Source organism: Rathayibacter sp. SW19, from assembly GCF_030866825.1.
Classification (GTDB): Bacteria; Actinomycetota; Actinomycetes; order Actinomycetales; family Microbacteriaceae; genus Rathayibacter_A; species Rathayibacter_A soli.
In genome coordinates this window covers 894917-917993 of sequence record NZ_CP133020.1, presented here as the reverse complement: position 1 = coordinate 917993, position 23077 = coordinate 894917, and the positions used below count along the sequence as shown (strand labels likewise).

The following is a 23077-nucleotide window of genomic DNA, read 5'->3' as shown; positions in this document are numbered from 1 at the left end:
AAAAGGCCCCGACATCTGAACGGATGCGGGGCCCTCGCGCTTTGCAGAAACCTTCTGCGGGAATTACTTGGCTTCTTTGTCGTCCTCGCCGGCGTCGGTGGACTCACCGTCGGCTTCGGTCGCCTCATCGGCCTCGGCCGTCTCCGCGGCATCGATCGCATCGACAGAGGCAGCGTCTTCGGCAACCTCTGCGGGCGCGTCTTCGACGACCGTCTCATCAACGGCGATCTCTTCAACGACCGACTCGTCAACAGGCGCGCCTTCGGCAGCAGTGTCTTCAACAACCGCGTCGTCAACAGCCGCCTCGTCAACAGCCGCCTCGTCAACAACCGGCGCAGCCGCAGCCGCAGCCGCAGCAGACCTACCGGACTTCGTGGACTTGACCTTCGGCGTGACCGGCTCGAGAACGAGTTCGATCTGAGCCATCGGCGCGTTGTCACCCTTGCGGTAGCCGAGCTTGGTGATGCGGGTGTAACCGCCCTCACGCTCGGCGACGAGCGGTGCGATCTCGGTGAACAGCTCGTGCACAACGCTCTTGTCGTGAATGACAGCCAAGACGCGACGGCGCGCGTGCAGGTCGCCACGCTTGGCGAACGTGATCAGCCGCTCGGCGAGCGGACGAAGACGCTTGGCTTTCGTCTCGGTCGTCTTGATCGACTTGTGCGTGAACAGGGCAGCGGCCAGGTTGGCGAGCATCAGACGCTCGTGCGCCGGCCCGCCGCCGAGACGTGGGCCTTTAGTTGGCTTAGGCATTTTCGTGTATCTCCGGTGTTTTCAAGGTGTGGATGTTCAAGGGTGAGAAAGCGTGAACGGCGAGACTAAACGGTCTCGTCGTCGTAGCCGCTGTAGAAGTGGGCGCCATCGAACCCGGGAACCGAGTCCTTGAGCGACAGGCCCATCTCCGTCAGCTTGTCCTTGACCTCATCCACTGACTTCTGCCCGAAGTTGCGGATGTTCATGAGCTGCGTCTCCGAGAGGGAGACCAGTTCGCTGACGTTGTTGATGCCCTCACGCTTGAGGCAGTTGTACGAGCGCACAGACAGATCGAGGTCCTCGATCGGCATCGACAATTCGGGGCTGAGCACGGCGTCGACCGGCGCCGGGCCGATCTCGATGCCCTCAGCCTGGTTGTTCAACTCGCGCGCCAGACCGAACAGCTCGGTCAGCGTACGACCGGCGGATGCGATCGCGTCGCGCGGGCTGATCGCCGGCTTCGTCTCGACATCCACGACCAGGCGGTCGAAGTCGGTGCGCTCACCGGCACGCGTCGCCTCGACGCGGTACGTGACCTTCAGCACGGGCGAGTAGATCGAGTCGATCGGAATCTGACCGGCCTCGCTGTACTCGTTGCGGTTCTGTGTCGCCGAGACGTAACCGCGGCCACGCTCGATCGTGAGCTCGACCTCGAACTTCGCCTTGTCGTTCAGCGTCGCGATGACGAGCTCGGGGTTGTGGATCTCCACACCGGCCGGAGCCGAGATGTCGGCAGCTGTGACCTCGCCTGCACCCTGCTTGCGCAGGTAGGCGGTGATCGGCTCGTCGTGTTCGCTGGAGACGACGAGACCCTTGATGTTCAGGATGATTTCGGTGACATCTTCCTTGACACCGGGAACGGTGCTGAACTCGTGGAGCACACCATCGATGCGGATGCTCGTGACCGCAGCCCCCGGAATCGAGGAGAGCAGGGTTCGGCGCAGGGAGTTGCCGAGGGTGTAGCCGAAGCCGGGCTCAAGCGGTTCGATGACGAACCGTGATCGGAACTCCGAAATGTTCTCTTCGGCGAGCGTGGGGCGCTGTGCAATAAGCACTGTTGTTTCCTTTCGGCCAAGTGTCCGCTATATGACACTTGCGTGAGTGAGGTTATTAAGTTGTGAAGGTACTGAACCGCTGATCGAGTAGCTGCTCTGAACCGCTGATCGAGTAGCTGCTCGCGAAGCGAGCCGAGTATCGAGATCCCCGTATCGAGACGACCACACGGGGTCTCGGTACGCGAGGTCTCAATACGCGTCCTCGCTGCACTCGGGCGCTACTCGACCAGCGGGAAAACTAGACGCGGCGGCGCTTCGGGGGGCGGCATCCGTTGTGCGCCTGCGGCGTCACATCGTTGATCGAGCCGACCTCGAGCCCTGCAGCCTGAAGTGAACGGATCGCCGTCTCACGACCGGAACCCGGACCCTTGACGAACACGTCGACCTTCTTCATGCCGTGCTCCTGCGCCTGGCGCGCCGCAGACTCTGCGGCCAGTTGCGCGGCGAACGGGGTCGACTTGCGCGAACCCTTGAAGCCGACGCCGCCAGAGGATGCCCAGCTGATGACGGCGCCTTGGGTGTCGGTGATCGAAACGATGGTGTTGTTGAACGTCGACTTGATGTGGGCCTGGCCCACGGCGATGTTCTTCTTTTCTTTCTTGCGCGGCTTGCGAACAGCCGACTTGGGTGTTGCCATGTAGAGCTTCTCCTGTCAAATTCCGGTGATCGAGTAGGCCGAGGAACGAGGCCGTATCGAGATCAGCGGGCCTTCTTCTTGCCGGCGACGGTGCGCTTCGGGCCCTTGCGGGTACGAGCGTTGGTCTTGGTGCGCTGCCCGCGCACCGGCAGGCCCTTGCGGTGGCGGATGCCTTCGTAGCTGCCGATCTCCACCTTGCGACGGATGTCCGCGGCGACCTCGCGACGAAGGTCACCTTCTACCTTGTAGTTGCCTTCGATGTAATCGCGAAGGGCAACGAGCTGATCGTCGGTGAGATCCTTGACGCGGATGTCTCCCGAGATTTCGGTTTCGGCGAGGGTCTTGAGGGCCCTCGTGCGGCCGACACCGTAGATGTACGTCAGTGCGACCTCCACGCGCTTCTCGCGCGGGATGTCAACGCCTGCTAGACGTGCCATTGTGGCTTCTCCTGTGAGTGAGTGGAGGTCTGTAACAGCTCCGGTGCCCCGGCCTCCAACCGAGGGTGTCCGCTCCGGCGGTCGGGGAGGTCGCTTTGCGACCGTCTCGAGACCAGAACTTCTGGTGCTGCTATTTGCTTGTCAATGTTCAGTTGTGGTTCTCGTGCTAGGTCTCGATACGCGAGCTCGTTCCTCGCGCGCTACTCGACCTTGAACCTTCGGTTGATGCCGCTTCGCGACGTCAACCTTCGGTTCAACCCTGACGCTGCTTGTGGCGCGGGTTCTCACAAATGACCATGACCCGGCCGTTACGGCGGATCACTTTGCACTTGTCGCAAATCTTCTTGACTGAGGGCTTTACCTTCATTTTTCTTACCTTTTCGCTGTCCTCGTACCTGTCCTTACCCGGTGGTCGAGTAGCAGTTCGCGAAGCGAACCGCGTATCGAGACCAGGGGAACCGGCCGTTACTTATCCAGCACGCGTTACTTGTAGCGGTAGACGATCCGGCCACGGGTCAGGTCGTAAGGGCTCAGTTCCACAATCACCCGGTCCTCGGGGAGGATGCGGATGTAGTGCTGACGCATCTTGCCCGAAATGTGGGCAAGAACCTTGTGTCCGTTGGTCAGCTCGACGCGAAACATCGCGTTGGGCAAGGCCTCGACCACAGAGCCTTCGATCTCTATGACGCCGTCTTTTTTGGCCATATCCTCACTATTCGTTAATGAATACTGTCGCTAAACGTATTGTGTGATGGTCGTGCGTTGGATTGTGGTGCCGTATCGCCGCACGGCGGGCACACCCCTACAGGCAGTGCAAGACACCAAGGATCAAGCTTATGGTATTGAGGGCGTTTGCGCCACTTGAGACTCAGCGGCCCACAGCGAACACGCGGCCGCGAGCCGCTCAGGCATCGCGCGCAAGCAAGGCTGCGTTCATCCGCTCGGTCATCGCGTGATCCACCGCGAGCGGCGCGCCGTCGATGTGCGTGACCGGTGTCGCCAGTCGCACGCTCGAAACCAGCCAGATGCCGTCAGAATCCGTCAACTCACTCACGGGAATCAGTACTTTCTTCGTGTCGAACCCTGCGTTGCGATAGAAGTCGAACAGCGCGAGCTGCGCCGTGCCCGGCAGGATTCCGATGTCCGCGCGCGGCGTCACGAAGGTGTCGCCCCGCCGCACGATGACGGTCGAGGTGGGTGCCTCCATGACGAACCCGTCTGAGCTGACGAAGATCGCGTCATCCGCACCGCGTCGGCGTGCCTCCCGCTGGGCCGCCATGTTGACTGCATACGACAGCGTCTTCGCGCCTGCGAGCAGCCACGGGGCACGTTGCGCGATGTCACTCGGGTAGCCGCGGTCCAATGTGACCACCCGGATGCCTGCGATCCGCTCCGCGAACACGCTTCCGGCCTCGCTCGCCACGATCCACCCCGTCGGAGAGCCCGTTCCCTCGATTCCGCGGGTCAGAACAAGCTTCAGACCGCATTGCACCTCGGTGGGAACGGCGGCAGCCGCAATGCGGATCGCCTCTCGCCACTGTTCTTCGTTCGGTGCCGGCAGCTCGAGAAGGCTCGCGGAGTTCGCCAGTCTGGCGAGGTGCGCCGCGACCGACTGCGGGTGGCCATCGATCACACCGAACGTCTCGAAGATGCCATCCCCGCGCGAGGCGCCGAGGTCGGTCACGTACAGGGTCGGCGCATCCGTTTCGACGCGATGCACAGTCGAAGCCCACCCTCCGTCGGGCGCAGTGCCACCGTCGGGGTGGATATCGATTGTGAAGATCACCGGGTCGCTCATGTAACGACTCTAAACCGCATGACGGACTGTTCCCGTTGCGCCCCCGCTGGTCGAGTAGCGCGGTGGAGCTCAGGCAATCGCGTCAGCGATTGCGCGACCCCAGCGCCGAGCGAGCCTGCGAGCGAGGGTTGGAGCGTAGCGAGCAGGCGTATCGAGACCGAGGGCCTCGCACTACAGAGTCCGGTCTCGATACACGGCGCTCGTTCCTCGCGTCGCTACTCGACCACCGGTACCGAGTGGCGGTAGCCGGGCGAGTCAGGCGGGTGGCGTTGGGGTGAGCCCGAACGGAGCGAGTCCGGCCGCGCCGCCGTCGTGCGCGGTCAGCACCCAGATGCCGTCTTTGTGCACGGCAACGCTGTGTTCCCAGTGCGCGGCGGCCTGCCCGTCTTCTGTTGCGACGGTCCAGCCGTCGTCGCGTACGAACGTCTCAGGGCTGCCGAGCACCACCATCGGTTCGATTGCGACGACGAGGCCAGGTCGCACCTCGGGGCCTTTCTGTCGCACGCTGTAGTTGAACACCGGCGGCGCCTCATGCATGCTCCGCCCGATGCCATGTCCGACGTAGTCGGTGAGGATGCCGTAATCGCCCCGCGAGCGAATGTATTCCTCGATCGCATCCCCTACTTCGTTCAGATATCGGGCGCTCGCGAGCCGGGCGATACCGTTCCACAGCGACTGCTCCGTGACGTCGCTGAGTGCCTGGCGTTGTGCGACGACGGTCGGATGCGCCGGGTCGTCCAGAACGACGGAGATCGCGGCATCCCCGTTCCAGCCGCCGAGAATCGCGCCACTGTCGACGGAGAGGATGTCGCCGGGCCGCAGAACCCGGGAACCGGGGATGCCGTGCACGACGTCCTCGTTGACGGAAGCGCAAATCGTGTGGTGATAGCCGGGCTCAAGCATGAAGTTGGGTCTGCCGCCGCGAGCCAGAATGGCGGCCTCGGCCAAGGCATCCAATTCAGCGGTTGTCACGCCGGGCCGCACGGCGGCGCGAACGGCCGCCAGACTGTCAGCGGTGGCGAGCCCCGGCTCGATCATCAGTCGCAGTTGCGCTGAGGACTTGTAGATCGATCGCCGCAGATTCACACCCATGCAACTCCTCCGGCCTCACACACCCGCGGCGGGAAGCGATCAGGCGCGAAGCGATCAGGGCGCTGCAAGTTCGTCGACCTCACCGATGCCTCGCGCGGCTAACGCCCCGCGGATGCGATCCGCGATTTCATCGACATCGCCGAGCCCGTCGACCTCGATTAGCAGGCCGCGTTCGCGATAGACCTCGATCAGTGGCGCCGTCTCGCGCAGGTACACCTGCTGTCGATGACGGATGGCGCCTTCCGTGTCGTCTGCGCGCCCCTGTTCGTGAGCGCGCTTGGTCAGGCGTGAGACGATCTCGTCTTGATCGGCGACGAGGCGCACGACCGCTTCGAGGGGCTGTCCACGCTCGGCGAGCAATTCGTCGAGATAGCTGACCTGCTCGAGCGTGCGTGGGTAGCCGTCGAGCAGGAACCCGTTCCGGCAGTCGTCCTCGCTCAATCGCTCTGTCACAATGGCGTTGGTGAGCGAATCCGGCACGTAATCTCCGGCGGAGACGATCGCCTTCACCTGAACGCCGAGCGCCGTCTCGTTGGTGATGTGGTAGCGGAAGATGTCACCCGTCGAGATTTCCGCGATGCCGAAGTGCGTGCCGATGAAGCGCGCCTGGGTGCCTTTTCCTGCACCGGGCGGGCCGACGATGAGCAGTCGTGCCCCACGAGCAACGTTGACGTCTTCGACGGCCTCGCTCATCGCAGGAGGCCCTCGTAGTGGCGTTGCTGTAGCTGCGAGTCGATCTGCTTGACCGTCTCAAGCCCGACACCCACGATGATCAGCACGGATGCGCCGCCGAACGGGAAGTTCTGCGCCGTGCCCAGCAGAGCGAAGGCGATCAGTGGGATCAACGACACGATGGCCAGGTAGATCGATCCGGGCAGCGTCACACGGGTGAGCACGAAGTCAAGGTATTCGGCGGTCGGCCGGCCGGCACGGATGCCGGGAATGAAGCCGCCGTACTTCTTCATGTTGTCTGCGACTTCTTCCGGGTTGAACGTGATCGCAACGTAGAAGTAGGTGAAGCCGATGATCAGCAGCGCATACAGCAGCATGTACAGCGGGTGGTCGCCGTTGGTCAGGTTGTTGGTGACCCAGGTGACCCACGCGGCCGGCTGTTTGCCTGCCGCAGGCTGGTTGAACTGGGCGATCAGGGCAGGCAGGTAGAGCAGTGACGACGCGAAGATGATCGGGATGACCCCGGCCATGTTCACCTTGATCGGAATGTAGGTGTTGTTGCCGCCGTACGTTCTTCGGCCGACCATGCGTTTGGCATATTGCACGGGGATGCGCCGCTGCGATTGTTCGACGAACACGATCGCGAACACGATTGCGATGCCGACCAGGAGCACGAGGAGGAAGGTCTCGAAGTTCTTCGACTGTGCAACCGACCACAGTGAGGTCGGGAACTGCGCGGCGATCGAGATGAAGATCAGCAGCGACATTCCGTTGCCGACGCCGCGCTCAGTGACGAGCTCACCCATCCACATGATGAGGCCGGTACCGGCGGTCATCGTGATGACCATGAGCAGGACCGCGTACCAGGAGTCATCAGTGATCAACTGGGTGCACGCGGTGTTGCTGTTGCTGCCGAACAGTGCGCCGCTGCGTGCCACCGTGATCAGCGTCGTGGACTGCAGAACGCCGAGCGCGATCGTCAAGTAACGGGTGTACTGGGTCAGCTGCGACTGGCCGGCCTGACCCTCTTTGTGGAGAGTCTCGAAGTGTGGGATCACCACGCGCAACAACTGCACGATGATCGATGCGGTGATGTAGGGCATGATGCCGAGCGCGAACACCGACAGTTTCAACAGCGCGCCACCGCTGAACAGGTTGACCAACTCGTAGAGGCCGGTCGAGCCTTGGTTGGACGCCAGACACGTCTGAACGTTCGCAAAGTCCACGAACGGCGTCGGGATGAACGAGCCGAGCCGGAAAATGGCGAGGATCGCCAGCGTGAAGCCGATCTTCTTGCGGAGATCCGGCGTGCGGAAGATCCGCACTATGGCGCTAATCAAGGGGCGTCCTGCTTTCCTGTAACGAGGCAGTCGGATGGCTGGGTATGCCAACCACCCGACTGCACTACTTTACGGGTTCGATCGGATTGCAACGTCCAATCCAACCGTTCGGGTCTAGTTGACGGAACCGCCAGCGGCAACGATCTTCTGCTCAGCAGAGCCGGAGACCTTGTCGACTGCAACATTCAGCTTAACCGCAATGTCGCCGGTACCGAGAACCTTGACCTTCTCGTTCTTGCGAACGGCGCCCTTTGACACCAGGTCGGTGATGGTGACATCCCCGCCGGCCGGGTACAGCTCGGCCAGCTTCTGGAGGTTGACGACCTGGTACTCGACGCGGAACGGGTTCTTGAACCCGCGCAGCTTCGGCGCACGCATGTGGAAGGGCAGCTGCCCGCCCTGGAAGCCGGGGCGCACCTGGTAGCGCGCCTTGGTTCCCTTGGTTCCACGACCGGCCGTCTTACCCTTCGAGCCCTCACCGCGTCCGACGCGAGTGCGGTCCTTCTTGGCACCAGGAGCCGGGCGCAGGTGATGAACCTTGAGCACGTGCTCGCGGGTCTCAGCGGGCTCGGCCTTCTTCTTCTTCGCGGTCCCTGAGCTTGCCGAAGGGCCGGTCCCTGAGCTTGCCGAAGCGGCGGTCCCTGAGCTTGTCGAAGGGGCCTTCGCCTCGGATGCAACGCTCGCCGCGCTTGCCGATGCGGCCGCGGCATCCTTCGCTGCGGCCTTCTTCTCGGCAGGAGCCTTCTCCGCTGACTTCTTGTCAGCAGAAGCCTTCTTCTCAGCAGAAGCCTTCTTCTCGGCAGGAGTCTTCTTGTCGGCAGAAGCCTTCTTCTCGGCGGTGGGCTTGTCCGAAGCAGCCTTGGGGGCAGTCTTCTTCTTGTCGGCTGGGGCCTTGGCCGCAGTCTCTTTATCTTCGGGCATTAGTCAATCTCCTCGACCTTCACCAGGTGAGCTACAGTACGCACGTATCCGCGGTTCTGCGAGTTGTCCTCGCGCACGACCACGTCGCCGATGCGGTGCAGGCCCAGACTACGAAGGGTGTCGCGCTGGTTCTGCTTCTCACTAATTTTGGACTTGATCTGTGTCACTTTCAGGCGAGCCATCAGACACCTTCCTTCACTGCGCCCTGGCGAGCCGCAGCTGCAGCCTCTGCGGCTTGAGCTTCGATCCGCAGCAAACGTGCCGGGGCAACCTGGTCGTAGTCGAGACCACGACGGGCGGCAACTGCACGAGGTTCTTCGAGCTGCTTGAGTGCCGTGACGGTCGCGTGCACGATGTTGATCGTGTTGGAGGACCCCAGCGACTTGCTCAGCACGTCGTGGATGCCTGCACACTCGAGCACGGCGCGCACGGGGCCGCCGGCGATGACACCGGTACCCGCTGCGGCGGGGCGCAGAAGCACGACGCCTGCAGCAGCCTCGCCCTGCACGGGGTGCGGGATCGTCTTGTCGACGCGGGGCACGCGGAAGAAGTTCTTCTTCGCCTCTTCGACGCCCTTCGAGATGGCGAGCGGAACCTCGCGGGCCTTGCCGTAGCCGACCCCGACCATTCCGTTGCCGTCTCCCACGACGACCAGCGCGGTGAAACTGAAGCGACGACCGCCCTTGACCACCTTGGAGACACGGTTGATAGTGACGACGCGCTCAAGAAACTGGCTCTTGTCCGAGTCGCGACCGCCGCGGTCACGACCGCCCTGGTTGCGGTCACGGCCACCGCCGCCACCGCCGCGACGGTTGTCGCGCGCGTTGTCACGGCTTGTCGTGTCGCTCCCGGCAGCAGTCTCAACCGGCTTCTCCACGACCGGCTCAGCGCTGGCCTGAGCGGCACTGGCCTGAGCGGCGCCGGTTCGGGCGGCGCTGGTCGGCGCATCCGTCGTCTGGGCAGCGGCCACGTCCTGCTCCTTCGTTTCGTCCTTTGTGGGCACGCCGTTAGTCGGCGCAGTGTTATCTGACACAGTGCTCACAGGTCCAATCCACCCTCTCGAGCTCCGTCAGCGAGGGCAGCAACGCGTCCCGCGTATTTGTTTCCGCCGCGGTCGAACACGACAGCGTCGATACCGGCCTGCTTCGCACGCTCGGCGACGAGCTCACCGACCTTGTGGGCCTTGGCGGTCTTGTCACCGTCGAAGGTGCGCAGGTCCGCTTCGAGCGTCGATGCCGACACGAGGGTGAAACCCTTGCTGTCGTCGACGACCTGCACGAACATGTGCCGTGCCGAACGGGTGACCACCAGGCGAGGGCGAACCTCCGTGCCGACGATCTTCTTGCGGAGACGGGCGTGCCTGCGGCTACGCGCGGCTGATTTGGTCTTGATAGCCATGCTTACTTACCACTCTTTCCGGCCTTGCGGCGAACAACTTCGCCGGCATAGCGGATGCCCTTGCCCTTGTACGGCTCCGGCTTGCGAATCTTGCGGATGTTCGCGGCGACCTCACCGACGGCCTGCTTGTCGATGCCGGTCACAGTGAGCTTGTTGTTGCCCTCAACCGTGAAGCTGATGCCTGCCGGCGGCTCGACGTTGACCGGGTGCGAAAAGCCGAGCGCGAACTCGACGCCGCTGCCCTTCTGCGCGACACGGTAACCGGTGCCGACGATCTCCAGACCCTTGGAGTACCCCTGGGTGACCCCGATGATCTGGTTGTTGATGAGGGTGCGAGTGAGGCCGTGGAGCGAACGCGATTCGCGCTCGTCATCCGGGCGGGTCACGAGAACCTGGTTCTCTTGCAACCGGGCCTCGATGGGGCTGGCGACGACGAGCGACAGCTCGCCCTTCGGGCCCTTGACGGTGACGGCTTGGCCGTCGATCTTCACATCGACCCCGGCTGGGATGTCGATGGGCAGTCTTCCAATACGCGACATGACGTGGTTACCACACGTAGGCGAGGACTTCCCCACCCACGCCCTTCTTATCGGCCTGGCGGTCTGTGAGCAGACCGGAGGAGGTGGACAGGATTGCGACGCCAAGGCCGCCCATCACCGTGGGGATCTCCGTCGACTTCGCGTATACGCGCAGGCCCGGCTTGGACACGCGCTTGATGCCCGAGATCGAGCGTTCGCGGTTCGGTCCGAACTTGAGGTCCAGTGTGAGCGTCTTTCCGACGCGCGCATCTGCAACAGACCAGTCAGCGATGTAGCCCTCGCGCTTGAGGATCTCAGCGATGTGAGACTTCAACTTCGAGTGCGGCATCGAAACGGTGTCGTGGTGCGCCGAGTTGGCGTTCCGCAGTCTGGTCAGCATGTCTGCGACCGGATCTGTCATTGTCATGAAAGTGTCTTTCCTTTGTTCATCAGGTTTCGAGCGCCGTTACACGACGACCGACCTTCGATGGTGTCGGAGTGAGCATGTGCTCACCCCGGTGATCGAAACGCGCTCCCGGTGGTCGAGTAGGTCTGGTGATCGAGTAGGTCGCCCTGCGACCGTATCGAGATCTGACCGTATCGAGACCCGAGACTGCGCTCTCGAGATCTGTTTAGTTGTTATCAGCCTGCTTGAACGGGAAGCCGAGCGCCTTCAGCAGCGCGCGACCCTCGTCGTCGTTCTTCGCCGTGGTGACGACGGTGATGTCGAAGCCACGGACGCGGTCGATCTTGTCCTGGTCGATCTCGTGGAACACAGCCTGCTCCTGAAGACCGAACGTGTAGTTGCCGTTACCGTCGAACTGCTTGTCGCTCAGCCCACGGAAGTCGCGAATGCGCGGAAGCGCCAGCGACAGCAGGCGGTCGAGGAACTCCCAGGCCCGGTCGCCGCGCATCGTCACGTGGGCGCCGATCGGCTGACCCTCACGCAGCTTGAACTGCGCGATCGACTGACGTGCCTTGGTGACCTGCGGCTTCTGACCGGTGATCTTGGTGAGGTCCGCGATGGCACCGTCCATGACCTTGCCGTCGCGCGCGGCGTCACCGACACCGGTGTTCACCACGACCTTGACGAGGCCGGGGACCTGGTGCACGTTGGTGAACCCGAAGTCCTTCTGCAATTGCGGAAGGATTTCGCTCTTGTACTTCTGCTTCAGGCGCGGCTGGGCTGTCTTGGCAGACACCGAACCAGTCGTCGCAGCAGTTGCAGTCTCGCTCATTACAGGTCCTTACCTGACTTCTTCGCGTAACGAACGCGGACCGTCTTTGTGACGCCGTCCTTCGTTACCGTCTCGTTGCGGTGGCCGACGCGGGTCGGCTTCTTGGTCTCGGGGTCCACCACGGCCACATTCGAGATGTGGATCGGTGCCTCGTGCGTCTCGATGCCGCCCGTCGTTGAGCCGCGCTGCGTCTGTCCGACCTTGACGTGCTTCTTGACGTAGTTGACGCCCTCGACGATGACGCGGTTTTTCTCGACCTGCACCTCGATCACGCGACCCTGCTTGCCGCGGTATCCACCGCGCTCCTCGGTCGCGCCCGTGATGACCTGAACCAGGTCACCCTTCTTGATGTTCGCCATGACTTAGATAACCTCCGGTGCCAACGAGATGATCTTCATGAACTTCTTGTCGCGAAGCTCGCGACCGACCGGCCCGAAGATGCGCGTGCCACGGGGGTCGCCGTCGCTCTTCAAGATCACTGCGGCGTTCTCATCGAACTTGATGTACGAGCCGTCCGCGCGACGGGTCTGCTTGACCGTGCGAACGATGACTGCCTTGACGACGTCACCCTTCTTCACGTTGCCGCCGGGGATTGCATCCTTGACGGTGGCGACGATGACGTCGCCCAGACCGGCGTAACGGCGGCCGGAGCCGCCGAGCACGCGAATGGTCAGGAGCTCCTTGGCGCCGGTGTTGTCGGCGACCTTGACTCGTGATTCCTGCTGAAGCATTTCTGTGTCCTCTTCTCAAGCAAGCCGGGGCTTACTTGGCCTTCTCGAGAATCTCGACGAGGCGCCAGCGCTTGGTGGCACTCAACGGACGGGTCTCGTTGATGACGACCAGGTCGCCGATGCCGGCGCTGTTCTGCTCGTCGTGCACCTTCACCTTGGAGGTGCGGCGGATGACCTTGCCGTACAACGGGTGCTTCACGCGGTCTTCGACCTCGACAACGATGGTCTTGTCCATCTTGTCGCTGACGACGTATCCGCGGCGTGACTTGCGGTAGTTGCGTGCAGCGGTGTCTTTGACGTCGCGCGCGCTCGACCCGGTTGCGGGCTTGCCTTCTACCGGGGCAGCTGGGGTTGCAGCGGTGGTGTCCTGTGCAGCCATGTTCACGCCTCCTTGGTCTCTTCGGTGGTTGCTTCAGTGGTTGCTTCAGCGGATGCTTCGGTTGCAACGTCGTCTGCCTGCGCATCAGCAGCAGGCGCCTCGGCCTTCGCGGCAGCCTTCTTCGCCTTTTTGGCGGGCTTCGCTGGGGTTTCGGCCACGAGCGGTGTGGCCCGGATGCCGAGCTCGCGTTCGCGAATCACGGTGTAGATCCGAGCGATGTCACGCTTGACGGCACGCAAGCGGCCGTGGCTCTCGAGCTGGCCGGTTGCGGACTGGAAGCGCAGGTTGAACAACTCTTCCTTGGCCTTCTTCAACTCTTCGGCGAGCTTCTCTTCGTCAAAGGTGTCAAGGTCGTCGGGTGTGAGTTCTTTGGATCCGATCGCCATTATGCGTCGCCCTCCTCGCGCTTGATGATGCGTGCCTTGAGGGGCAGCTTGTGGATGGCACGGGTCAGTGCCTCGCGCGCCAGCGTCTCATCGACGCCGGCGACCTCGAACAGCACGCGACCCGGCTTGACGTTTGCGACCCACCACTCGGGTGAGCCCTTGCCGGAACCCATGCGGGTCTCAGCCGGCTTCTTCGTAATCGGGCGGTCGGGGTAGATGTTGATCCACACCTTTCCACCGCGCTTGATGTGCCGCGTCATGGCGATACGAGCGGACTCGATCTGACGGTTGGTCACATATGCGGGTGTCAGCGCCTGAATGCCGAACTCACCGAACGACACCTTCGTGCCGCCGGTCGCCTGACCGGTGCGGCCCGGGTGGTGCTGCTTTCGGTGCTTGACTCTACGTGGAATCAACATGATTAGAGACCAGCCCCTTCTGCAACCGGTGCGTTCTCCTGCGCACGGGGCGCACGACGCGGGCGGTCGCTGCGCTCGGGGCGGGACGACTTGGCGCCGGCCTGCTCGCGAGCAAGTTCCTTGTTGGTGATGTCACCCTTGTAGATCCAGACCTTCACGCCGATGCGGCCGAAGGTGGTCTTGGCCTCGTAGAAGCCGTAGTCGATGTTCGCGCGCAGCGTGTGAAGCGGCACACGACCCTCGCGGTAGAACTCCGACCGGCTCATCTCGGCGCCGCCGAGGCGACCGGAGACCTGGATGCGCACACCCTTGGCCCCTGCGCGCTGAGCGCCCTGCAGACCCTTGCGCATCGCGCGACGGAATGCGACGCGAGCGGAGAGTTGCTCGGCGATGCCCTGGGCGACGAGTTGGGCATCCGCTTCGGGGTTCTTGACCTCGAGGATGTTCAGCTGGATCTGCTTGCCGGTGAGCTTCTCGAGGTCGGCACGGATGCGCTCGGCCTCGGCGCCGCGGCGGCCGATCACAATGCCCGGGCGGGCCGTGTGGATGTCGACACGGACACGGTCGCGGGTGCGCTCGATCTCGATGCGCGAAACGCCGGCGCGGTCCAGCTGCTTGGCGAGCAGGCGGCGGATCTTGACGTCCTCCGCCACGAAGTCCGCGTAACGCTGACCCGGCTTCGTGCTGTCCGAGAACCAGCGCGACACGTGGTCGGTGGTGATTCCCAGACGGAAGCCGTATGGATTGACTTTCTGACCCATTACTTGCTCGCCTTCTTGTCGCTGCGCGCTGTTCTTCCGGTCCCTGAGCTTGCCGAAGGGCGGCTTGTTGCAGCAACCTCTTCAACCGCTTCCGGTGTTGAGACAACGACCGTGATGTGGCTCGTGCGCTTCAAAATCTGGAATGCGCGTCCCTGAGCGCGGGGCTGGAAACGCTTGAGGGTCGTTCCCTCGTCGACGAATGCCTGGCTCACGTACAGGTCCTGCTCGTCCAGGTAGGTGTTCGAGTTGTCGGCTTTGACTCGCGCGTTGGCCATCGCCGATGCGACGAGCTTGTAAACCGGCTCGCTCGCGCCCTGGGGTGCGAACTTCAGGATGGCCAGGGCCTCGACGGCCTGCTTGCCGCGGATCAGGTTGACGACGCGACGGGCCTTCTGAGGCGTAACGCGGATGTGACGCACGCGTGCGATCGACTCCACCATTTCTTTCTCCTCCTTTTCGTCCCCGCGCTTAGCGGCGACGACCCTTCTTGTCGTCCTTCACGTGACCTCGGAAGGTGCGGGTCGGGGCAAACTCGCCGAGCTTGTGTCCGACCATGGACTCGGTGACGAACACCGGGATGTGCTTGCGACCGTCGTGCACTGCGATGGTGTGACCCAGCATGGCGGGGACGATCATCGAGCGACGTGACCAGGTCTTGATCACGTTCTTGCTGCTGGCTTCATTCGCCGAGATCACCTTGCGAAGCAAGTGCTCGTCGACAAAGGGGCCCTTTTTCAGACTGCGTGGCATCTTCTACGGTTCCTATTCCCTGGCCTACTTGCGCTTCTTCGAGGCAGTGCGGCGGCGGACGATGAGCTTGTCGCTTTCCTTGTTGGGATGGCGAGTGCGGCCTTCCTTCTGGCCCCACGGGCTGACCGGGTGGCGTCCACCGGAGGTCTTGCCCTCACCACCACCGTGCGGGTGGTCGACCGGGTTCATGGCGACACCGCGAACGGTCGGGCGGATGCCCTTCCAGCGGTTGCGGCCGGCCTTGCCCCAGTTGATGTTCGACTGCTCGGCGTTGCCGACCTCGCCGACGGTGGCGCGGCAGCGGGCATCCACATTCCGGATTTCGCCGGAGGGCAGACGCAACTGCGCGTACGGGCCGTCCTTCGCCACGAGACGAACGGATGCCCCGGCTGAGCGGGCCAGCTTGGCACCGCCGCCCGGCTTCAGTTCGATCGCGTGGATCACGGTACCGGTGGGGATGTTCTTCAGCGGCAGGTTGTTGCCCGGCTTGATGTCCGCACTGGCGCCCGACTCGACGATGTCGCCCTGCGACAGCTTCTCGGGGGCAAGGATGTAACGCTTGGTGCCGTCCACGTAGTGCAGCAGCGCGATGCGCGCCGTGCGGTTCGGGTCGTACTCGATGTGCGCAACCTTGGCGTCGACACCGTCTTTGTCATTGCGACGGAAGTCGATGACGCGGTACTGACGCTTGTGGCCGCCACCGATGTGACGCGTGGTGATGCGGCCCTGGTTGTTGCGTCCACCGGTCTTGGAGAGGGGGCGAAGCAGCGACTTCTCCGGGGTCGAACGGGTGATCTCCGCAAAATCTGCGACGGAAGATCCGCGACGACCCGGGGTCGTGGGCTTGTATTTACGAATAGCCATTGTTGTTCCTTATGCTCCCTAGCCGACAGCCGTGAAGATGTCGATCGAGCCGGACTTGAGCGTGACGATGGCGCGCTTGGTGTCCTTGCGCTTGCCGATCCCGAACTTCGTGCGGGTCGCCTTGCCCTGACGGTTCAGCGTGTTCACCGATGCGACCTTGACCTTGAAGATCTTCTCGATTGCGAGCTTGATCTCGGTCTTGTTCGAGCGCGGGTCGACGACGAAGGTGTACTTGCCTTCGTCGATCAGGCTGTAGCTCTTCTCGGAAACCACCGGGGCGATGATGATATCGCGCGGGTCCTTGTTGATGGCGGGCATTATGCGACCACCTCTTCCTTGGTCTTCGACGCGATGAACCCGTCGAGCGCTGCCTTCGTGAAGACGATGTCGTCACTGACCAGCACGTCGTAGGCGTTCAGCTGGTCGTAGGTCAGCGTGTGAACGGTCGGGATGTTGCGCACGCTCTTGAGGCTGATCTCGTCGCCGCGCTCGAGCACGACGAGAACGTGACGCGAGATCGCGATCTGGTCGAGCAACGTGATGACGGCCTTCGTCGACGGGGTCTCACCGAGGGCGAGGGATTCGACGACGTGCAGCCGGGCGCCGCGGGCGCGGTCGCTGAGCGAGCCGAGCAGGGCCGCTGCGATCATCTTCTTGGGGGTGCGCTGCGCATAACTGCGCGGCGTCGGCCCGTGGACGATGCCACCACCGGTCATCTGCGGGGCACGGATCGAACCCTGACGGGCACGACCGGTTCCCTTCTGCTTGAACGGCTTGCGCCCTGCACCGGAAACTTCGCCGCGGCCCTTGACCTTGTGCGTGCCCTGACGGGCAGCGGCAAGCTGAGCGACGACGACCTGGTGGATCAGCGGAACGTTGACCTGCACGTCGAACAGTGCGGCGGGCAGCTCAACGGAGCCTGCCTTCGCGCCCGTGACGTCGATGACATCCAGCGTCGTGGCGGTGTTCTCCGCAGCTGTGTTGTCTGAAGCGGTGTTCTCTGAACCGGTGTTCTCTGAATCAGGCATGAGTGTTACGCCCCCTTCACTGCGTTGCGAACGAAAACGATGCGGCCGCGTGCACCGGGAACGGCGCCCTTGACCAGCAGCAGACCCTTCTCGGCGTCGATCGCCTGAACGGTCAGGTTGAGCACGGTTACGCGATCGCCACCCATCCGGCCGGCCATACGCATGCCTTTGAAGACGCGGCTCGGTGTCGAAGAAGCACCAATCGAACCGGGCTTGCGGTGGTTGCGGTGCGAACCGTGGGAAGAAGAAACACCTTTGAAGTTGTGGCGCTTCATGACACCGGCGAAGCCCTTGCCCTTTGAGGTGCCGACGACGTCGATGCGCTCGCCGGGCTCAAAGGTGGATTCTGCGGTCAGTTCTTGTCCGAGGCTGTAGTCAGCGGCATCCGCTGTGCGCAGTTCGGTCAGATGACGGCGCGGCGTGACGCCGGCGGCCTCGAAGTGGCCGGTCGACGGCTTGTTCGCCTTGCGCGGGTCGATCTGGCCGTAGGCGATCTGCACGGCCTTGTAGCCGTCGACCTCAGGGGTGCGCAACTGGGTCACGACGTTCGTGCCGACCTCGATAACGGTGACCGGGACGAGTTTGTTGTTCTCGTCCCACACCTGGGTCATGCCGAGCTTCGTTCCGAGAAGGCCCTTGACGGTCTTGGTCGCCGTAGCAGAAGAATTAGTGTTTGGCATCGGTACCCCTACAGCTTGATCTCGATGTTGACATCGGCAGGAAGGTCGAGGCGCATAAGCGAGTCGACAGCCTTCGGGGTCGGATCGATGATGTCGATCAGACGCTTGTGGGTGCGCATTTCGAAGTGCTCCCGGCTGTCCTTGTACTTGTGCGGCGAACGGATGACGCAGATCACGTTCTTCTCGGTCGGAAGCGGCACGGGGCCGACGACGGTTGCACCCGCGCGGGTGACCGTGTCGACGATCTTGCGTGCCGAGGTGTCGATGATCTCGTGGTCATACGACTTAAGTCGAATGCGGATCTTCTGTCCCGCCATGTCTGACTCTCTCTCTTTTGGGCGTCTTACGACGCGGTTCCCGCAGCCTTGTGGTTTTCGGACCGTTCTGGTTTGTGGACCGTTCTGGCTGTGGACCGTTCTGGCTGTGGGACCGCACTCGCATTGGACGCATGCGTTGCGAAACGTATGGGCACTACAGGTGTCGCACCACTGTTCTTCTGTCAATGCCCGTGTCAACACACGTCTCGAGCACGAGTTCCGCGAGGATTCCCGGCCCGAACGAAGACATGGCAGAACCACGTTTTCTCGAGTGTTGATTAAGCTGAGTACTTCGAGACGGCCCTGGCGGGCCTCCTCAGTACAAGTTCTGCTACCCGCGGCCTAGCCTGAACCCTGGTGACGATGAGCATGACATTGCTGAATGCGATGATGCTGACCGACTGGGGCGACTATGCACTGCCTGGCAGTGATCCGATTCGCGGGCACAGATGCACCCGACAAACGAAATGTTGAACTAGAAGATTCTGTCAGAGATTCGCCCGTGTTGCAACCCGGGCGTGTCGCGCCCTGTTTGTGGGCCCCTCGTCTCCACCGAGCGATGGTCAAGCGGTCGAATGATGCCGCCTCTTCACCATCATTCGACCGCTCGCCCATCTGTGAGCATCGTCGCCGGGCAATCCGCTCCCCGGCCACACGCTCGCCGGTCATTCGATGCGCAGCCCGGCCGCGACCAGCAGCCGCCTGAGCTTCACAAGGTCGTATGCCACGGACGAGATCCAGCGCACCATGCCGAACCCGCTCGCGAGGCGGATGGCATCCTCGCGCAACTTTTCCTCGATCACGACCTCCGCGACATCCTTGCCCTTCAGATACCTGTTGCGGGTGTACTTGGCCATGCCATCGAACTCGCCGAGCTGCCGGTACTTCGGCCAGCCGAAGTCACTGTGCCAGGTGCGTCCGTCCAGGTCGGTGATTTCGAACTGCAGCTCAGGCTTCGGCAGTCGCAAACGAGCTATTTGCACCCGACTGTGTGACTCGCCCGGCGAACCAGATCGTCCGTCAGCAAATTCGATGACACTCCTCAACCGACGAATACCGAGGTGGCCGTCCAAGCGCTCAGCGCGTTCGATCAGTTCGCCGCGTTCAACAGGTGGCGCCGTGCCAAGGTTCGTACCGACTCGCGCCAATGCACGGTCGATGGCAGCAACCCCGTTGGCGAACGGTGCGATTCTCGCTAAGTCAACGAGGGTTCGCACCGGTGATGTGACGTATAGTCCGTCGTGCTCAACCACATCGTCGTCGGGTAGATCACTGATGTGCCTCGCAACACGATTCGACGAACGCTGGCCGTTACCAAGGCCAAGCGTTACATGCACCGCGCTCGGCCAGCGCGTGATAGTCGGGTAACCCCAGAGCGCCAACGCGGACCAGTGTGAGAACACCTGCGTCGTGCGCGCCGCTTCCGCGAAGGCGTGGATGCGCAAGCGGTACTGGGTGTCGGCGTCCAACTCGTTCCATTCGCGTGTAGGAAGATACTGACCTCGCTCGATGTACTTCAAGTCGCCATGCGCGGCACTCCGCCGAATTGCGCGCCCGTCATTTCCTTGATCGACGAGATCGTGCACCCTGATCAATCCGCTCATGCCATCGAGTCTGTCCGACTCGCTCGCGGCTCCAAGCGCCACGGCACGTATCGGTGAACTGGGCCGAGCAGTCTTTCCTGTGGAGGGCGAGAAAGCCCGGCAGCGCGCCCGGACGGCCCCGCCTCCCTGGCACTCGCCCTGTCCCTTGACATGTTTCCGCCCTGCGCCGTTTCCGAGCGATGGCCGAGCGGTCGAGTGATGGTGCCTCTCCACCATCACTCGACCGCTCGGCCATCCGTCGATGCCGCCGACATCCGAACGAGCGGAGGGGCCGCGCACAACGTGCACGGCCCCTCCACATTGCAACATCAACGGTCGCGAGCGACAGGCTATTCGTTGCCGACGGCCTTGTCCGCCGCGTCGCGGGCGCCGCCGATCTGATCCTTGAACTTGTCACCGGTGACCTTGTTCGCGGCCTCTTCAGCCCCGTCGAGGATCTTGTCGCTGATGCCCTCGGCCTGCTCGCTCTTCAGCGCCTCACCGATTTTGTCTTTGTTCTCTTCCACGAAGCCGCCAACCGACTTCGCGATGTCGTCAAAACCTGCCATTGCTGCCCCCTCGCGTCAAGTCGACCGGATGCCGACACTCCCCCTATTGTGTCGGTCCGGCGCACGTGGGTAAAGCAAAGTATGACGGGTGCAAAGTTTCGGCTCAATACCGCCCGCTGGTCGAGTAGCCCGCGAGCTTTCGGTCCCTGAGCAGAGTCGACGAGCAAGCGTATCGACGCAACGCGCGGCAGGCCTCGATACGCGTATTCGCTGGCGCTCATGCGCTACTCGACCAGCGGTGAGTGCACCATCCGACCAAGGAGGATGCGCTACTTCCCCTGAACGGTCGAGCAGTCGAGCTTCGCCGTCGTGATCTGCGTTGGGGAGATCAACGGCGTCACCTGTGCGGCGAGCGTCCTGGCTCCCGGCGTGCCGGCCACGACATCGAACGTCACGGTCTGACTGGCGCCGGGTGCGAACTGGGTCGTGATCATCGAAACCGGATACGTCGTGTCATGGTATGGCGTCACCGGAACGGACGCGCCTCCAACCGATACCGCCGATACCGTCGAACCAGGCGGCGCATACAGCATGAGGTGCAGCTTGATCACGCCGGCCGGAACGCTCTCTCGCTCGTAGTTGCCCAAGATCGACCGTCCCAACGTATCCGCAGCATTTGCCGGTGCCGTGTTGGTCATGGTTACGGTGACGCGATAGTTCTCCTTGCCGTCGCTGCGGCACTGGCCTTGCGCCAGCGTCACAGACTGCTTGAGGTAGAAGTCCAGCTTCGAGCCGACGGCATCCTGAAAATACACGCCGACGCGATCGGTGCGCGCGTCGCTGACCGGCAACGGCCCGCTGAGGTCCGCTGCGACGAGCTGTTTCTGCTCGGATGCGTCGGCGCTCCAGAAGAGCAGGCGGTGTTCCTTCCAACCTTGGGTTGCCGCTGCCAGGAGCGCCTTCGGGTCGACTTGGCCGCCCGACAGCCGCGCGAAAACAGCGTCGACGGACTCAGCGTAGATCGCGTCCTGCGCCGCGCCATCCTTCGGATAGCGCAGGTAGACCTGGTTGAGCAGTAGTGGCACGAGGTTGCCGCTGGTGAGCACATCACCGCTGGCGATCGGAACGGGGCCGAGCGCACGCATCACATAGCTCAGCGCGGTCGGGTCGATGGAGATGACGCCGTCGACGTTCACGCCGAACTGGTCTTTCCACATCACCTTGGTGATCTGCGCGGTCGATTCGAAACTCGGTCGCACTGTGGCGTTGGCTATGAACGTGCCGAACGCCCCAGGGTACAACTGCTCAACCCCATCGGGCACGGGGATCACGGATTGACCGTAGTGCACATATTCGCCGGCAGGGACGGTTTGGCTCATGGAGATCTTGCCGTTGTCGACTGTCGCCAAGGTGCTGGACAGTACTGTGCCGCCCAACGCGCGCATTTCCGCCGTGTTCTGGAAGACCACGACATAGTGCCGGGCACCGTCGGCGCCGAGAGCGCGCGGCAGCAGCGGCAGGATCGTGTTCAGTGTGTTCACCGTCGGCGCGATCTGATCCAGGAGCGCCACGAACTTGACCTTGGCCGCGGTCACCTGGCCGATGGTGGTGCCGGTGTCAATGCTCTTGGCTTCGGCGACCGCGGTCTGGAGGGCAGCATCCGCTTGTTTGAATGCTGGAACAGCCTTGCTGAGTGGCGCGATGTTTATTGCACCGTTGACGGGTTTGAACGTGGCAGGATCGAGAAGATCGCCGACGGTCAGCAGGGGTTGCACGGCGCCGTTGACGACGAGATCCGTCGCATCCGCCAGCTTGCGCATCGCGGTTAGATTGCTGCCGACCACCGGCACGAGTTCGGCGGCACGCCATACGAAATCACCGGTGAGGCGCTTGGCATCCGCGACTTTGGGCCTCAATGATTCGAGTGTGCGCTGTGCCCCGGCAACGTTCTTCGCAAGCAATTGTGACTTGACCGTTGACGCCAACGGTATCGCCGCCTCAAGATCCTTCTTCGCCTGAAGGCCACGCACACCGACCCACGCCCCGACAGCGACGACCACGAGCACCACCACGATGATCGCCCAAAACCACCAGCGCGCAATGAGTCGCTTTCGGGGTCGGCGATTGTGACGCGTCGATCGCCGGGTCTCTGCTGCGTGAGGCATCCCGCTATTCAACCAGAACAAGTTGAGGGCGTTACACATCAAGCACGCAGCAAAGGCGCAGCAACACGGCAGCTACGCGGAGATGCGCGAAGGCAGCTTCTCAGCGACTCCCGCAACCAGCAACCCACCACTCCGCAGCCAGCTATGCAGCGTGGTCAGCCCACTCGAGACGCGCTCCAGTAGGCTCTAGCCCCGTGAATCCTCGCACGCAGATCGTCACCCGCTGGGTTCTCGGCGCCTGCGTACTCGTGATTCTGATCATCACGTTTTGGCCGACGCCCGTGGATCGCCCATTCGACGCACAGTTGATGCGCATCCTGGGCGAACTCCATCACGTCGGGTTCCCCGGGTGGGTGGACTACGGCTTTGTCGAATCCGGTGCAAATGCCGTCATGTTCGTGCCGCTCGGAGCGCTCATCGCCCTCTCCGTAGCACCACGCCTGTGGTGGACATCGGTCGCGGCCGGGTTCGTGCTATCGGTTGGCATCGAGCTTTGCCAGAAGTTCTTCCTGCCGCATCGGTTCGCCTCGGTGGGCGATGTGATCGCGAACACTGCCGGAGCACTCATTGGCGGCAGCATCATCGCGCTCATTCACCTGCGAGCGGATGCGCGCAGGCGCCGCCGCGCGGCCGTTCAGTAGGGCGG

The 23077-nt window shown here is 62.9% G+C and carries 34 protein-coding genes; 1 reads left to right on the top strand and 33 read right to left on the bottom strand.

The annotated features are described in order from the left end of the window. Positions 1-63 precede the first annotated feature (63 nt). The 33 genes from rplQ to QU604_RS04030 form a co-directional block, all read right to left on the bottom strand. The gene (gene rplQ, locus QU604_RS04190; RefSeq protein ID WP_308467538.1) at positions 64-753 is read right to left on the bottom strand and encodes a 50S ribosomal protein L17; all 690 of its coding nucleotides are present in this window, start codon (positions 751-753) and stop codon (positions 64-66) included. A gap of 65 nt (positions 754-818) precedes the next feature. After that, on the bottom strand, positions 819-1808 hold the full coding sequence (locus QU604_RS04185; RefSeq protein ID WP_308467537.1) for a DNA-directed RNA polymerase subunit alpha: 990 nt from the start codon (positions 1806-1808) through the stop codon (positions 819-821). A gap of 238 nt (positions 1809-2046) precedes the next feature. Beyond that, entirely contained in the window at positions 2047-2445 is a 399-nt protein-coding gene (gene rpsK, locus QU604_RS04180; protein ID WP_308467536.1) for a 30S ribosomal protein S11, read from the bottom strand. A gap of 62 nt (positions 2446-2507) precedes the next feature. Beyond that, positions 2508-2882 (bottom strand): 30S ribosomal protein S13, encoded by a 375-nt coding sequence (rpsM, locus tag QU604_RS04175; protein WP_308467535.1) that lies wholly within the window; start codon positions 2880-2882, stop codon positions 2508-2510. A gap of 253 nt (positions 2883-3135) precedes the next feature. Then, positions 3136-3249: a 50S ribosomal protein L36 gene (rpmJ, locus tag QU604_RS04170; protein ID WP_021759549.1), complete on the bottom strand. Its 114-nt coding sequence runs from the start codon at positions 3247-3249 to the stop codon at positions 3136-3138. A gap of 116 nt (positions 3250-3365) precedes the next feature. After that, entirely contained in the window at positions 3366-3587 is a 222-nt protein-coding gene (gene infA / locus QU604_RS04165; RefSeq protein ID WP_021759551.1) for a translation initiation factor IF-1, read from the bottom strand. Between the two features lie 199 nt (positions 3588-3786). Next, a complete protein-coding gene (locus QU604_RS04160; protein WP_308467534.1) occupies positions 3787-4680 on the bottom strand; it encodes an aminodeoxychorismate lyase in 894 nt (297 codons plus the stop codon). Positions 4681-4935: 255 nt separating this feature from the next. After that, positions 4936-5772 carry a type I methionyl aminopeptidase gene (gene map / locus QU604_RS04155; RefSeq protein ID WP_308467533.1) on the bottom strand — a complete coding sequence of 279 codons (837 nt, stop codon included), beginning with the start codon at positions 5770-5772 and terminating at the stop codon, positions 4936-4938. A 54-nt stretch (positions 5773-5826) separates the two neighbouring features. Then, entirely contained in the window at positions 5827-6465 is a 639-nt protein-coding gene (locus tag QU604_RS04150; protein WP_308467532.1) for an adenylate kinase, read from the bottom strand. Beyond that, the gene (gene secY, locus QU604_RS04145) at positions 6462-7784 is read right to left on the bottom strand and encodes a preprotein translocase subunit SecY (protein ID WP_308467531.1); all 1323 of its coding nucleotides are present in this window, start codon (positions 7782-7784) and stop codon (positions 6462-6464) included. The genes QU604_RS04150 and secY overlap by 4 nt, the downstream gene beginning before the upstream one ends. Before the next feature lie 114 nt (positions 7785-7898). Continuing rightward, positions 7899-8705: a 50S ribosomal protein L15 gene (rplO, locus tag QU604_RS04140; protein ID WP_308467530.1), complete on the bottom strand. Its 807-nt coding sequence runs from the start codon at positions 8703-8705 to the stop codon at positions 7899-7901. Next, complete coding sequence (gene rpmD, locus QU604_RS04135; protein ID WP_308467529.1) at positions 8705-8887, bottom strand: 50S ribosomal protein L30; 183 nt, start codon at positions 8885-8887, stop codon at positions 8705-8707. The genes rplO and rpmD overlap by 1 nt, the downstream gene beginning before the upstream one ends. Continuing rightward, positions 8887-9582, bottom strand: coding sequence for a 30S ribosomal protein S5 (gene rpsE / locus QU604_RS04130; RefSeq protein ID WP_308468840.1), 696 nt, complete (start codon positions 9580-9582; stop codon positions 8887-8889). Before rpsE ends, rpmD begins: the two co-directional genes overlap by 1 nt. 161 nt (positions 9583-9743) lie before the next feature. Continuing rightward, the gene (rplR, locus tag QU604_RS04125) at positions 9744-10103 is read right to left on the bottom strand and encodes a 50S ribosomal protein L18 (protein ID WP_308467528.1); all 360 of its coding nucleotides are present in this window, start codon (positions 10101-10103) and stop codon (positions 9744-9746) included. Between the two features lie 2 nt (positions 10104-10105). Beyond that, entirely contained in the window at positions 10106-10642 is a 537-nt protein-coding gene (gene rplF / locus QU604_RS04120) for a 50S ribosomal protein L6 (RefSeq protein ID WP_308467527.1), read from the bottom strand. Positions 10643-10649: 7 nt separating this feature from the next. After that, positions 10650-11048, bottom strand: a complete 399-nt coding sequence (rpsH, locus tag QU604_RS04115; RefSeq protein ID WP_308467526.1) for a 30S ribosomal protein S8 — start codon at positions 11046-11048, stop codon at positions 10650-10652. Between the two features lie 205 nt (positions 11049-11253). Beyond that, entirely contained in the window at positions 11254-11859 is a 606-nt protein-coding gene (gene rplE, locus QU604_RS04110) for a 50S ribosomal protein L5 (protein WP_308467525.1), read from the bottom strand. Then, positions 11859-12218, bottom strand: coding sequence for a 50S ribosomal protein L24 (gene rplX, locus QU604_RS04105; RefSeq protein ID WP_308467524.1), 360 nt, complete (start codon positions 12216-12218; stop codon positions 11859-11861). Before rplX ends, rplE begins: the two co-directional genes overlap by 1 nt. Positions 12219-12221: 3 nt before the next feature. Beyond that, positions 12222-12590 (bottom strand): 50S ribosomal protein L14, encoded by a 369-nt coding sequence (gene rplN / locus QU604_RS04100; RefSeq protein WP_308467523.1) that lies wholly within the window; start codon positions 12588-12590, stop codon positions 12222-12224. 31 nt (positions 12591-12621) lie between these two features. Next, positions 12622-12969: a 30S ribosomal protein S17 gene (gene rpsQ / locus QU604_RS04095; protein WP_308467522.1), complete on the bottom strand. Its 348-nt coding sequence runs from the start codon at positions 12967-12969 to the stop codon at positions 12622-12624. Positions 12970-12971: 2 nt separating this feature from the next. After that, on the bottom strand, positions 12972-13355 hold the full coding sequence (gene rpmC, locus QU604_RS04090) for a 50S ribosomal protein L29 (protein ID WP_308467521.1): 384 nt from the start codon (positions 13353-13355) through the stop codon (positions 12972-12974). Next, the gene (rplP, locus tag QU604_RS04085) at positions 13355-13774 is read right to left on the bottom strand and encodes a 50S ribosomal protein L16 (protein WP_308467520.1); all 420 of its coding nucleotides are present in this window, start codon (positions 13772-13774) and stop codon (positions 13355-13357) included. The genes rpmC and rplP overlap by 1 nt, the downstream gene beginning before the upstream one ends. Positions 13775-13776: 2 nt before the next feature. Next, on the bottom strand, positions 13777-14535 hold the full coding sequence (rpsC, locus tag QU604_RS04080) for a 30S ribosomal protein S3 (RefSeq protein WP_308467519.1): 759 nt from the start codon (positions 14533-14535) through the stop codon (positions 13777-13779). Beyond that, a complete protein-coding gene (gene rplV, locus QU604_RS04075) occupies positions 14535-14975 on the bottom strand; it encodes a 50S ribosomal protein L22 (RefSeq protein WP_308467518.1) in 441 nt (146 codons plus the stop codon). Before rplV ends, rpsC begins: the two co-directional genes overlap by 1 nt. A 28-nt stretch (positions 14976-15003) precedes the next feature. Then, complete coding sequence (gene rpsS, locus QU604_RS04070) at positions 15004-15285, bottom strand: 30S ribosomal protein S19 (protein ID WP_308467517.1); 282 nt, start codon at positions 15283-15285, stop codon at positions 15004-15006. Positions 15286-15309: 24 nt separating this feature from the next. After that, positions 15310-16149, bottom strand: coding sequence for a 50S ribosomal protein L2 (rplB, locus tag QU604_RS04065; RefSeq protein ID WP_308467516.1), 840 nt, complete (start codon positions 16147-16149; stop codon positions 15310-15312). An 18-nt stretch (positions 16150-16167) separates the two neighbouring features. Further along, positions 16168-16467, bottom strand: a complete 300-nt coding sequence (gene rplW / locus QU604_RS04060; RefSeq protein ID WP_308467515.1) for a 50S ribosomal protein L23 — start codon at positions 16465-16467, stop codon at positions 16168-16170. After that, positions 16467-17177, bottom strand: coding sequence for a 50S ribosomal protein L4 (gene rplD, locus QU604_RS04055; RefSeq protein WP_308467514.1), 711 nt, complete (start codon positions 17175-17177; stop codon positions 16467-16469). The genes rplW and rplD overlap by 1 nt, the downstream gene beginning before the upstream one ends. 5 nt (positions 17178-17182) lie before the next feature. Continuing rightward, positions 17183-17857 (bottom strand): 50S ribosomal protein L3, encoded by a 675-nt coding sequence (gene rplC, locus QU604_RS04050; protein WP_308467513.1) that lies wholly within the window; start codon positions 17855-17857, stop codon positions 17183-17185. An 8-nt stretch (positions 17858-17865) separates the two neighbouring features. Continuing rightward, positions 17866-18174 (bottom strand): 30S ribosomal protein S10, encoded by a 309-nt coding sequence (gene rpsJ / locus QU604_RS04045; protein WP_308467512.1) that lies wholly within the window; start codon positions 18172-18174, stop codon positions 17866-17868. A 665-nt stretch (positions 18175-18839) separates the two neighbouring features. Then, on the bottom strand, positions 18840-19778 hold the full coding sequence (locus QU604_RS04040) for a type IV toxin-antitoxin system AbiEi family antitoxin domain-containing protein (protein WP_308467511.1): 939 nt from the start codon (positions 19776-19778) through the stop codon (positions 18840-18842). Between the two features lie 329 nt (positions 19779-20107). Then, positions 20108-20326 (bottom strand): Rv0909 family putative TA system antitoxin, encoded by a 219-nt coding sequence (locus tag QU604_RS04035; protein ID WP_308467510.1) that lies wholly within the window; start codon positions 20324-20326, stop codon positions 20108-20110. Between the two features lie 269 nt (positions 20327-20595). Then, positions 20596-22431, bottom strand: coding sequence for a DUF4012 domain-containing protein (locus QU604_RS04030; protein ID WP_308467509.1), 1836 nt, complete (start codon positions 22429-22431; stop codon positions 20596-20598). Positions 22432-22625: 194 nt separating this feature from the next. Here QU604_RS04030 and QU604_RS04025 point away from each other — a divergent pair, with 194 nt between their 5' ends. Further along, positions 22626-23072 carry a VanZ family protein gene (locus QU604_RS04025; protein WP_308467508.1) on the top strand — a complete coding sequence of 149 codons (447 nt, stop codon included), beginning with the start codon at positions 22626-22628 and terminating at the stop codon, positions 23070-23072. Positions 23073-23077 lie beyond the last annotated feature (5 nt).